This is a genomic window from Flavobacterium restrictum (assembly GCF_007097245.1).
GTDB classification, from domain to species: Bacteria; Bacteroidota; Bacteroidia; order Flavobacteriales; family Flavobacteriaceae; genus Flavobacterium; species Flavobacterium restrictum.
In genome coordinates, this window is record NZ_VJZT01000017.1 from 54,025 (window position 1) to 65,134 (window position 11,110).

Genomic DNA, 11,110 nt, shown 5'->3' on the forward strand with positions numbered 1-11,110 from the left:
AACGCTAAAATCTAAAAATGAGTATTATAACTTTAATTATAAAAAGAGAATTCATTGCCAAGGTGCGCAATAAATCCTTTATCGTAATGACTTTTTTGAGTCCATTGCTTTTTGTGGGTATAGCAGCTTTTGTTGGGTATTTGAGTTCCATGAAAGCGGATACTAAACGAATAGGAATTCATGACGAAACAGGACTTTTTGTAAAAGAATTTGTTTCAAAAAACACCAAAGACGGCGAATATGAATACCTCGATTTATCCCAAATTGACATCAAATTCATAAAGGACAGCATCACGAACGAGCGTTACGAAGGACTGCTTTATATCCCCAAAACGGCAAATTCTAAAGCGTTAGAAAACAAAATACAGTTTATTTCGAACGATAGTCCCAGTATTTCTTTTATAGAAAGTGTTCAGGACGAAATTGCTTCCAAACTGACCAAAGCCAATTATCAAACCGCTAATTTAGACACACTAGCCATACAAAACGCAGCGGCAAATATTACCATAAACCTATCCAAATCCTCGGGAGAGCAGAGCTTGAAAGGACTTAATGAAATCAAGATTGCCATTGGTGGTGCCTTTGGTTACCTGATTATGATGTTCATTATTATTTACGGGAATATGGTCATGCGCAGCGTAATCGAGGAAAAAACCAATAGGATTATCGAAATCATTATTTCCTCCGTAAAACCGTTTCAACTCATGATGGGCAAAATTATTGGCACCTCATTAGCGGGTATTTTACAGTTTTTCATCTGGGCAATAGTCGGTTTGCTTTTAATGGTTTCGGCATCGTTATTTTTTGGGGTTACTATTTCGCCTACCGCAAAAATCCCACCCGAAATGCTGCACGTCGCCCAACAGGAATTTGCGGCAACCGCCCAGATGTATATTAAGGAATTATGGAATTTACCCATAGCCACCATACTCATTAGTTTTGTAGTATACTTTATAGGAGGTTATTTTTTATACAGCTCTTTTTACGCCGCGATAGGAGCCGCAGTGGATAACGAAACTGATTCGCAACAATTTCTTTTACCCATCATCATGCCACTAGTTTTGGGCGTTTACATTGGTATTTTTACCGTAATACATGATCCAAATGGAACAATAGCTACTGTTTTCTCCATGATTCCGCTTACATCGCCCATAGTAATGCTCATGCGAATTCCATTTGGAGTACCTTTGTGGCAAATTAGTATTTCGGTAGCATTATTGTTTGGTACTTTTTTTGGAGTGGTTTGGTTCGCTGCCAAAATTTACCGAGTTGGAATATTGATGTATGGCAAAAAACCAACTTGGAAAGAATTGTATCGATGGTTGCATTATTAACGTGACCAGAGCATAGTCGAAGGAGGAGCTATTTCCCGCTTTCCGTTGTAAACGAAGTTCACTGAAATCTGATTAAAATAAAAAGTATATGAAGTAATCGCGGCTAGGGCACTAGGTTTCCATACAGAGTTTGCAATTACTATTTTAAATATAGAAGGATGGCACAACTTAATTAGAATTAAAAAAATCGCTACAGACTTGCGCCTTTGTGGCAAAAATAATAAACGTATGAGCAAAATATTAATTATAGAGGACGAAGCCGCCATTCGAAGAGTGCTTACCAAAATCCTTTCGGAGGAAAACGATACCTATCAAGTCGATGATGCCGAAGACGGTCTCATTGGACTCGAAAAAATAAAAAATAACGACTACGATCTCGTTTTGTGCGATATAAAAATGCCCAAAATGGACGGAGTTGAGGTGCTAGAAGCGGTCAAAAAAATAAAACCAGAAATCCCGATGGTTATGATTTCAGGTCATGGCGATATGGAAACTGCTATCAATACGATGCGTTTGGGCGCTTTTGATTATATTTCAAAACCACCAGATTTGAATCGGTTGTTGAACACGGTACGCAATGCTTTGGACAAAAAACAACTGGTGGTTGAGAATAAAATTTTGAAGAAAAAAGTCAGTAAAAACTATGAAATGATAGGAAACAGCGACGCTATCAATCACATCAAAATCATGATTGACAAAGTTGCTCCTACCGAAGCCAGAGTTTTGATAACGGGACCCAACGGTACTGGAAAAGAATTAGTAGCGCATCAATTGCACGAAAAAAGTGAACGTGCCAATGCGCCCATGATCGAAGTAAATTGTGCTGCAATTCCAAGCGAATTAATAGAAAGTGAATTGTTTGGACACGTAAAAGGCGCCTTTACATCGGCGGTGAAAGACCGTGCTGGAAAATTTGAAGCAGCGGATAAAGGCACGATTTTTTTGGACGAAATAGGCGATATGAGTCTTTCGGCGCAAGCCAAAGTATTGCGAGCCTTGCAAGAAAGCATGATTACTCGAGTTGGTGCGGATAAGGATATTAAGGTCGATGTGCGCGTGGTGGCGGCTACCAATAAAGATTTGAAAGTAGAAATTGCCGAAGGGCGTTTTAGAGAAGATTTGTACCACCGATTGGCCGTGATTTTGATAAAAGTACCCGCTTTGAACGATAGGCGAGACGATATACCAAGTTTGATTCATCATTTTTCCGAAAAAATTGCTTTGGAGCAAGGCAATGTCGTTAAACGATTTTCGCAACAAGCCATTCTTTTGTTGCAAGAATACGATTGGACAGGAAATATAAGGGAATTGCGTAACGTAATCGAACGCTTGATTATCCTTGGCGGAGCCGAAATTTCCGAGAATGATCTGACCCTGTTTGCGAGTAAATAAGAACTATCAAAAAAAGTAAAAAAAGCAAAAAAAGTAAAAGAATCTAAAGATGCGAAATGAATTTTTTTTTGATTTTTTAGACTTTTTTAATTCTTTAGATTAAATATATGAAACTAAAAAAAATAAACCAAAAGCTGCAAGAAGCTTTAATTGAGAACGGTTTGACCGAGGCTAATTCCTTGCAAAAAGAAACTTTTTCTACCCTAAAAAGCGGTTCCGATTGTATTATTATTGCCGAAAACGGAATGGGAAAATCGACCACAATTGCAATCAATGTGATTCAGCAATTGGCTGGTTCTAATGAGGAATCACCACGAGCTTTGATTATTGTGGAGGACAAAACAAAAGTATTAGAAATGCAAGAAATGTTCGCAAAGTATGCCAAAAATAGCGGTTTAGAGATTTTTGGTGTGCACGACAAAGGCGATATGGATTACGACAAAAACTACATTTCGACAGGAATCGATGTTTTGATCGGTACGCCAAATAAATTGAGCGAGATGTTTACCACAGCGGGATACAATGTAAACCGATTGCGAATGTTCATTCTTGATGATGCCGATCCCATTTTGAAATTGCGTCATGAAACTAAAATTATGCGCATTTCAAATAGTATTGCTAAAACCCAGCGTATTATTTTTGCGGATCAACTCACGGAACGAATCGAGATTTTGGCCGAAAAAATGCTTGTTGAACCTTACGTTTTTGATTTTGATTTTGAAGAAGAAGAAGAAGAGGAGGATGAAGAGAATCTTGAGGACGAAGAAAATGCGGAAAGTATAGCAGAAAATGATTTTGAAGAATTAGAAGACAGCGACCAAGAAGGAAAAGAATAATTTAAAATAAAAACAGAATGGGATTAATGAAAGTGTTTTCGGGAAGTGAAATTTTGGCAACTGTATTGCAAGCACAAATTGAAGCAGTAGGCGTAAGTACAGTAGTAAAAAACAACATACAATCCGCTCGATTGGGAGGTTTTGGCAATACTGATTTGGCTGTTGAGTTGTTTATTCAAGAAATTGATTTTGGCAAAGCCAATCCAGTAATTGAGGAATTTAGATTGAGTATTTAATACCGTTATATTACTATATTCGTGAAATTTGTGGCGACTTTTTTTAAGCGTTTGACATGCAGTTAACAGTAATAAAACAAATTAAATTATAAAAATGAAATACAAAATGTTAGTGGTCGATATGGATGACACTTTGTTGACAGATGATCACAAAATTTCAAAGGAGAATGCAACCATGCTTTTGAAAGCACAGGAAATGGGTGTTTACGTTGTTTTGGCATCGGGGAGACCCACATCGGCAATGATTGCTTATGCCAAAGAATTGCAATGTGATGTCAATAATTCCTATATGATTTCGTTTAATGGTTCTACAATTACGGATTTAAAAGCAGACAAAGTACTTTTTGAACATTCGTTGACCAAAGAACAAATTCATGCTATTTACGATTTTAGCAAGCAAAATAATACGCATGTCATCACCTATTTAGACAATAAAATCATCAGCGAAAGCCATTCGGAATATATTGATATTGAAAGTACGATTACGGGATTAGAGCATGTAATTGTGCCTAGTTTTAAAGATGCGGTAACTACATCGGCGGTAAAATGTTTGTTGCTAGAAGAGCCAAACTATCTCAAAGGTATTGAACCCTTGTTGAAAGCCGCCATGCCCGATTTGAGTGTTTGTATGTCGAAACCTTTTTTCCTTGAAGCCGCACCAAACGGCGTTGACAAAGGAGCAGCGATTCAAATTTTGGCCAAAAAACTCAATATCCATCAATCCGAAATCATCGCTGTAGGCAATGCAGGCAATGATTTAACGATGGTGCAATACGCTGGATTGGGTGTTTGGGTAGACAACGTAGATGCGGATTTAAGAGAATTTGGTGATGTTATAGTCGCTTCCAATAACAATCATGGCGTAGCCGAAGTGGTAGCGCGGTTTATATTGAATTGATTTTAGATACCGTTTTAAAATAAAAAGCAACCGTTATTTTACAGGATATACAATGTAAAATAACGGTGCTTTTGTTTTAAATTCTAACTTCTTTTCATCCAACTTCTGCCTTCGTTGGTGGAATAATAAAATCCTTTTGTAGTTAATCCTAATATTTCTTTGCTGTTGTCAGTCAAATCATTAAAATCGCCACAGCTGCTGGAATTATACCTTGAAATCCAACTTCTTCCTTCATTGGTTGAGTATTCAATTTTGGTTTTCGTTGTTGGGTTAATGCGAATCATTTCTTTTCCTTTTAAAATCATTTGTGCCATAATAGTTTGTTTTTAGTTTGCCTACTCTAAATTGGTTTTCGGCTTTTCCCATCAGACAAAGAAAGTAGGGAAGTGTGCCAAAGGGTGGCAGTTAAAAATGATTATTTGTCTAAATGATAAACAGTATTGTTTCCTCTTAAATTCATAAGACTCAAAAACTCTCTTATTTTTTTGTCTTCTGTTCTCGCCAATGACATAAAAAATAAAGCCGTATAATCGATAAATTTTAATGGTAATTTTTCAAATTCACACAAACTTAACATAATTGATTCAAAAACAACAATATGAAAGTTGTTTTTTACTTTTACCGCTTCATATTCTTCTCTTTCAAAGCCCACATAAAAAATAACTGCAATACAAATTTCAGCATTAGAAATTTCGATGGAATGCGGTTTTGGAATAACAACAAGATTTTCGTGTTCCTTAAAATCAAGCATATAAGCCAATGTTTTGCTTATTTCTTCATTTTTTAATTTGTCAAATAAAATGCAATTGTCAAGTCTTGAATAAATAAATTCCATAATAGTTAAATTTTAAATTTTGCCTACTCTAAATTGGTTTTCGGCTTTTCCATAAGACGAAATTAGGAGCGGTGTAAGCCAAAATGTGGCAGAATGAAATGATTTAATATATGGAATATGTTTTTTAGTCTGTCGTATATTGGCAGTTCGTCAGCTTATATTTTGAATAAAAAAACGAAATGAGAAAAATTAAGATTCAAAAGCAAAGTTTTAAAACCCAATTGCGTTTCAGAATTGCAAAAGTCTTACTGTTTTTGAATGGTGTCGAAGTGATAGATGCAGAACAAATCAATGTGCTTTTTTCTCAAATCAAGAGCGAAGATAATACAGTAATAAAGAAACTGCAACAAGGCAAATTGACATTGGATATTGTCGTAGCCGTCAACTGCAATTATCAATATCATTTTTTTGATTTCAAATTAATAAAGACAGGAAACAGAGCCCTTTTAAAAGCAGCCATTCGATTTGAAATTCCTTTATCTGCAAAGAAAATTAGTTTGATGGAATGGTGGATTCGTCAGGAAATTATAGTTGAAGTTTAAAATTATTCAATCGTTGAAAAACGCTGGTAAGTAACCATTAATTCCACCCAAATACTATCAATATTGCATAAATCGAACCAAGTTAAATGGCAGTGGTCATACAAATTATGAATGCTGTAACAATGTTTCATTTTGGGCATTGTGGCTTTCAGAATCGTATCGTTAAAATCGAGTTCGGTGTAGATTGCCGATTCTTGCAAGGTCATAAAATTGCATTCCGTTTCAAAGAAAGGATTGCCCTCTATTGAAGGGTCAAATTTTTTGTAGTAGTTGTCGTTCCAGAGTTTTAGTACTATTTCTATCTCGTAATAGTCTATGACTTTACTGTAAACCAATTCTTTGCATTGCTTTTGGATGTTTTGGTACAAGCCGAATATCCTTTTTTCTTCGTCAAGAAGTTTTTGGTTCAAGAGCAACAATTTTTCTCAAACGGCTGGTGTAAATTCAAAAACTACGTTTACATATTTGTTTCTTTCTACCAAAGATTTTTGCTCTTCAATAGTTATATCACGGCTCTTTTTTTGAATAATTTTAATAAAACGGATTTCTCTTTTACGGTTAAGTTTCATCTTTTTTTTGACAAATCTATGCAGGTGGAGTGCCAAAGGGAGACGGTGGAGAAAATTACTTGTAAAAAAAAACGACACTCGGGTGGAAGTGTCGTTTGGATTATGAGAATTAAATTATTTTCAGTTAAGAATTAATCAAACTTTCAAAAAGCTGATTAATTTTAGTAACAATTCCATTGATATTATTATCTTCTAAAACTTCATCCAAATTAATGGAATTAAGGTGTTCTTCAATATCAACTATTCTGCTCCAATTGTCATTTTCATAGACGCCTAAAAGTAATTGATTGTAATCAACGCCAAACCAAAGTATGATATTAAATTTTTTAGAAATATACATTCCTGAAAATTGTTTACCAATGGGATATGAATTATAATTTTCACAATCAAAATTAGTTCCTAATTTGGATTTTATACGAATAAAAAATTCTTCACAAATAATCTGTTTTGGATCTGAGTCAAAAACCGATAAGGCTCCTTTTATGTTTTCACGATTACTTAAAATAGTTTTTTTTATTTCATCACTCATATTGTTATTTGTTGTTTGGTTTGTTATTTTTTTGATTAAATGAAGGTATTGCACTAACGTTTCTCTAATAATTGGTAGAGAATGTGTTTTTTCAAGACATTTTTTAATCCAATCTCTTATATGAATTTCAAATGAAATTGGATAGTACAGACAATGATGAACATTCCCATTATAAATATACTCTTCTTTAAACTTTAAATATTCTTATTTCATTATGTCTAAAATTATATCCCTCAATTTTAATATCTTTTATTAAAAATGGCTCTTCTTCTTTTTTCAAATTTCTACCATCTAATGTCAAATAAAGTAAAATTATTTTTTTTGGACTTTTTGTTTTAGCATAATTATTATATCTAATTAATTGATAAGGTTGATCTTGGAAACCTGGTTTGTTTTCTATGATTAGAATTTGATTATTATCTTCAATGATTATATCAATTCTTCCTCCTGAAACATCTTCCCAATCGTTAGTGCTTGTTATTGTTCTTTCGCAAATTTTATCATTTACAAGATTCTCAAAATCATTTAATAAGATATATGAGCCAAAGTGATTACGAATTTCTTCAACAAATAGTTTCAAAAAAGTATCTCCTTGTCCGTGTGAACCTTTAGGATTTAAAAACTCACCTATAATTGCTGAATGAGTATTAACTTCTTTATATTCCATATTCATAACAGAAAAAATATTGAAATTCTCTCCAGTAATTTTAGCTATTTCATCATATTTCTTTTGAATGATTGTAACTTGTTGTAATAGATTATTAATTTTGTCCATATACTTTTTAGTTCTTATTTTCGATTTCTTAAATGCAATTCCGCATTAGATTTTTAAGGAGTTATTTTTGAATTAAAAAAATGATTAATTGTTGTTTATTTCATTTATCTCTTTATAAATATTGATTAAAAAATCCTCTCTTAATTTTATGAAGTCAATCATTTGTTTTGCAACGGTTTCTATTAATTCTACTTGTTTTTTCGGATTTTGACCTAAATAGCTAATCAATTCAGAGTCATTGAAATTTATTCGGTTGTTTTTAAAACCTTCCAGATTCTCAAATAATTGAACATCTCTCCACCAACCTTCGCATTTAAAATTATGATTTCTGAAAATACTATTATGATTGTTTCCTAGATCTAAAATTCCATAAAATAGTTCGTTGCGAACATTTCCTTTCCCATTAAAAGGTTCAATTCCAAAATATATTCCTGAATTTTGATACTCTTTTAATCCCAACCATACTCCAGAATTTTTTTCTCCTACTTTTTCTTTAGCTTTAATCACATTGTATTTTGAACCCAATTCTGTAACCAATTTATCAACAAGTTTTGTTCTTATATTTCCTAAAATTTTATATTTTACTTTTTCAAATTCTTTTGTAATTTGTTCTGCTGCTGAATAATTATTTAAAATTATATTCTGTATTTCGTCACTCATTTTTTTATTAATTGTTTGTCCTGTTAGTTTTTTGATTAAATAAATATACTGTTTTATTACTTCTCGAAGCATTGGTTTATCAGATGCTTCTTTAATACAAAGTTCTAACCAATTTATTATATCCTCCTTGTAAGAGATATTAAAATAATGTTCTTTTTCAATAAGTCCTTTTCCAGAAGTTGGAGAACTTCCATCTAATGTCAAATATAAAATAGGTGCTTCTTTTTGGAAGTTTTCTTTACTGTAATTGTAATATCTTATAAGTTGATTTTCTTGTTCTCCTGCATATATTTTGTTTTCAATAATAAGCGCATTCTTTCTACTATTATCCTCGATAATAATATCAATGCGCCCTCCTTCAGTTTTATCTTCATTTAATTTTTTAATAGTTTTTTCAACTGTAGTAATAGCAGTTTCAGTATTGAATTTAAATTTATCAGAATGAATAATCTTTTCCGATTCATCAACTTCATTTGGTATGAATTTCTCTTCTAATATTCTGATAAAAAATTTCAAAGGAATATCTTTTAAACCGTGCGATCCTCTACTGTTTAAAAGTTCTCCAATAAATGCAGAATGAGTTCGTACCTCATTACTCGTTAAATTCAAAACACCAAAAATGTTGAATTTTTCGCCTGTAATTTCAGCTATATCATCGTATTTGTTTTGAACAATATTTACATTTTCAAGTAGGTTTTTTATACCAGATAAATTTGTTTTTTCTTCAATTTGTTTTTCCATTATATTTTTAATAGTTATTGTAAACTCCTCAACCACAACTCCGCACAAGCCCGAGCATCGCTCAACGCATCGTGATGATTAAGAGGTATATTATATTCTTGGCACAAGTTAGCTAAATTTGACCTATAAATCTTATAAGGACAGAATTTATTGTAGTCGGGAGTGGGTAAATTATAATAGTCGAGTGTTTTATCCAAAACAGGAAAATCAAAACCAAAACCATTGTGTGCCACTACGTTTTGGTTTTCGATATAAGGTGCGATTTGATGCCAAATTTGGTCGAAAGTGGGTGAGTTCAAAGTGTCTTTTGCGGAAATCCCGTGTATGTTCGTAAAGCGACTCCAATAATAATTATCGGGAGGTTGTACCAATATATTGACTTCTTTGGTAATGATTCCGTTTTCTATTTTAATCAATCCAACTTGGCAAATGCTATTTCGGTAACCTGTTGCCGTTTCAAAATCTATTGCGGTAAAACAATCCATAAATTTAATTGCTATTCATTACAATTTGTAATTTCCATCCCTGAAATTTCTATCTTATATAATCTACCATCAATTACTAATCGATTCAGAAACCCCAACGGAATAGTCGATGTCGTTCTATCATCAATCCCATCAGGGAGTTTTTCTTTAAAAGAAAGCTCAAGCTTATCCATCCGTTTTGAAAATAAGCGTACAAATTCTTCTTTTTCCATAATTATTTATAAAGATTTGACATTTCTGAAATTCTATTTTTGATTTCATTTTGAAGTAAAATAGGAGTGAGCACTTTTACAGCACTACCGTATTTCAACAATTCCATTTTAATATCGTTGGTAGTATGAATGAAGATTTCCAAGATTACAGTATCTTCGGTTTCTTCAATAATGCGTTGCGATTCGTGTAACGGAAAGGTTTTGATGTAATTTCCTTGTTGCTTGGAAAATTCCAAAACCACTCTTTCGGCTTCCTCATAAGTCTCCACTCCAAAAGCGTGTTGGAATTCCTTTTCGACGTTATATCCAATGGGTTTAAACTTGGTATCAGTAATTTTTAGATTGGAGATTCGATCCAGTCCAAAAGTCTTTACGGTTTCTCCTTTTTTGTCCCAAGCTACTAAATACCATCTTTGTTGCGATTCTTTAATAGCAATGGGTTTTACTTCCCGTTGCGTTATCTCGTCTATCCAATGTTTTTTATGAGTAAATTTTAGCACGACACCATTTTGTATGGCGTGAATAATTCCGTAAATATGTTCGGTTCCTAGTGATTTTCGTTTTTCCAAAAATATACTTGGCGACAATTTATTGCCTTCTTGCAAGGCGTGATGTATCGAGAAAGCATCAATCATTCGGGTTACCGATTGGTCTTCAATTTCGGCTTCATCAATAGCGTAGGTTTTGTCTTTGCGGTTGTAGTGAATATCAATCCCAAAAAGAGTCGAAATGTCTTTTTTGTCCCGCTCAAAAGTGCGAATAGCATATTCGAAAGTCGAATCAATATCGTCATTTTCAAGTTTACGCATTACGTGTTCCTGCAATTCAGCGAAACTACAAGGTCGGCTTCGCAAGCGGTCGATAACGTACAAATACCTTTTGAAATAAATTAATTTTGACATACTGTTTTAGCTTTATTTTTCAAAGATAATTAGTTTGTCTGCCGTTTTATGACGGACTAAAAAAAATATTGAAACACCAAAGGATTGATCAGGGCAAACGCATCATAATTTGATTAATTTTTCCAGATATTGATTGTCCCATCCTGCTTTTAGGCGCTTACTTT

General features: G+C 33.3%; 15 protein-coding genes. 6 read left to right on the forward strand and 9 right to left on the reverse strand.

Annotated elements, in window-relative coordinates:
- The first annotated feature begins 17 nt into the window (after nt 1-17).
- The 5 genes from FNW21_RS14020 to FNW21_RS14040 all read left to right on the forward strand — a co-directional run bounded on the left by FNW21_RS14020 (nt 18) and on the right by FNW21_RS14040 (nt 4,696).
- On the forward strand, nt 18-1,334 hold the full coding sequence (locus tag FNW21_RS14020) for an ABC transporter permease (protein ID WP_144257380.1): 1,317 nt from the start codon (nt 18-20) through the stop codon (nt 1,332-1,334).
- 228 nt (nt 1,335-1,562) lie between these two features.
- Nucleotides 1,563-2,726 (forward strand): sigma-54-dependent transcriptional regulator, encoded by a 1,164-nt coding sequence (locus FNW21_RS14025; protein ID WP_144257381.1) that lies wholly within the window; start codon nt 1,563-1,565, stop codon nt 2,724-2,726.
- 107 nt (nt 2,727-2,833) lie between these two features.
- Nucleotides 2,834-3,562, forward strand: a complete 729-nt coding sequence (locus FNW21_RS14030; RefSeq protein ID WP_144257382.1) for a DEAD/DEAH box helicase — start codon at nt 2,834-2,836, stop codon at nt 3,560-3,562.
- Nucleotides 3,563-3,579: 17 nt separating this feature from the next.
- Nucleotides 3,580-3,798, forward strand: a complete 219-nt coding sequence (locus FNW21_RS14035; RefSeq protein WP_144257383.1) for a putative signal transducing protein — start codon at nt 3,580-3,582, stop codon at nt 3,796-3,798.
- A gap of 94 nt (nt 3,799-3,892) precedes the next feature.
- Nucleotides 3,893-4,696, forward strand: coding sequence for a Cof-type HAD-IIB family hydrolase (locus tag FNW21_RS14040; protein WP_144257384.1), 804 nt, complete (start codon nt 3,893-3,895; stop codon nt 4,694-4,696).
- Nucleotides 4,697-4,779: 83 nt separating this feature from the next.
- Here the strand turns inward: FNW21_RS14040 and FNW21_RS14045 are convergent, their stop codons facing one another.
- Nucleotides 4,780-5,010: a beta propeller repeat protein gene (locus tag FNW21_RS14045; RefSeq protein ID WP_144257385.1), complete on the reverse strand. Its 231-nt coding sequence runs from the start codon at nt 5,008-5,010 to the stop codon at nt 4,780-4,782.
- A gap of 101 nt (nt 5,011-5,111) precedes the next feature.
- A complete protein-coding gene (locus FNW21_RS14050; RefSeq protein WP_144257386.1) occupies nt 5,112-5,531 on the reverse strand; it encodes a hypothetical protein in 420 nt (139 codons plus the stop codon).
- A gap of 179 nt (nt 5,532-5,710) precedes the next feature.
- Here FNW21_RS14050 and FNW21_RS14055 point away from each other — a divergent pair, with 179 nt between their 5' ends.
- Nucleotides 5,711-6,073 (forward strand): hypothetical protein, encoded by a 363-nt coding sequence (locus tag FNW21_RS14055; protein WP_144257387.1) that lies wholly within the window; start codon nt 5,711-5,713, stop codon nt 6,071-6,073.
- Nucleotides 6,074-6,075: 2 nt separating this feature from the next.
- On the opposite strand, the gene FNW21_RS14060 is transcribed toward FNW21_RS14055, so the two are convergent.
- The 7 genes from FNW21_RS14060 to FNW21_RS14090 form a co-directional block, all read right to left on the reverse strand.
- The gene (locus FNW21_RS14060) at nt 6,076-6,483 is read right to left on the reverse strand and encodes a hypothetical protein (RefSeq protein WP_144257388.1); all 408 of its coding nucleotides are present in this window, start codon (nt 6,481-6,483) and stop codon (nt 6,076-6,078) included.
- Between the two features lie 283 nt (nt 6,484-6,766).
- Nucleotides 6,767-7,171 carry a hypothetical protein gene (locus tag FNW21_RS14065; protein WP_144257389.1) on the reverse strand — a complete coding sequence of 135 codons (405 nt, stop codon included), beginning with the start codon at nt 7,169-7,171 and terminating at the stop codon, nt 6,767-6,769.
- A gap of 187 nt (nt 7,172-7,358) precedes the next feature.
- Nucleotides 7,359-7,946, reverse strand: a complete 588-nt coding sequence (locus tag FNW21_RS14070; RefSeq protein ID WP_144257390.1) for a PDDEXK-like family protein — start codon at nt 7,944-7,946, stop codon at nt 7,359-7,361.
- Nucleotides 7,947-8,030: 84 nt separating this feature from the next.
- Entirely contained in the window at nt 8,031-9,347 is a 1,317-nt protein-coding gene (locus tag FNW21_RS14075) for a PDDEXK-like family protein (protein ID WP_144257391.1), read from the reverse strand.
- A gap of 14 nt (nt 9,348-9,361) precedes the next feature.
- Nucleotides 9,362-9,832 carry a 3'-5' exonuclease gene (locus FNW21_RS14080; protein ID WP_144257392.1) on the reverse strand — a complete coding sequence of 157 codons (471 nt, stop codon included), beginning with the start codon at nt 9,830-9,832 and terminating at the stop codon, nt 9,362-9,364.
- Nucleotides 9,833-9,843: 11 nt separating this feature from the next.
- Nucleotides 9,844-10,044 carry a hypothetical protein gene (locus tag FNW21_RS14085; protein ID WP_144257393.1) on the reverse strand — a complete coding sequence of 67 codons (201 nt, stop codon included), beginning with the start codon at nt 10,042-10,044 and terminating at the stop codon, nt 9,844-9,846.
- A 2-nt stretch (nt 10,045-10,046) separates the two neighbouring features.
- The gene (locus FNW21_RS14090; protein WP_144257394.1) at nt 10,047-10,946 is read right to left on the reverse strand and encodes a helix-turn-helix transcriptional regulator; all 900 of its coding nucleotides are present in this window, start codon (nt 10,944-10,946) and stop codon (nt 10,047-10,049) included.
- Between the last annotated feature and the right edge of the window lie 164 nt (nt 10,947-11,110).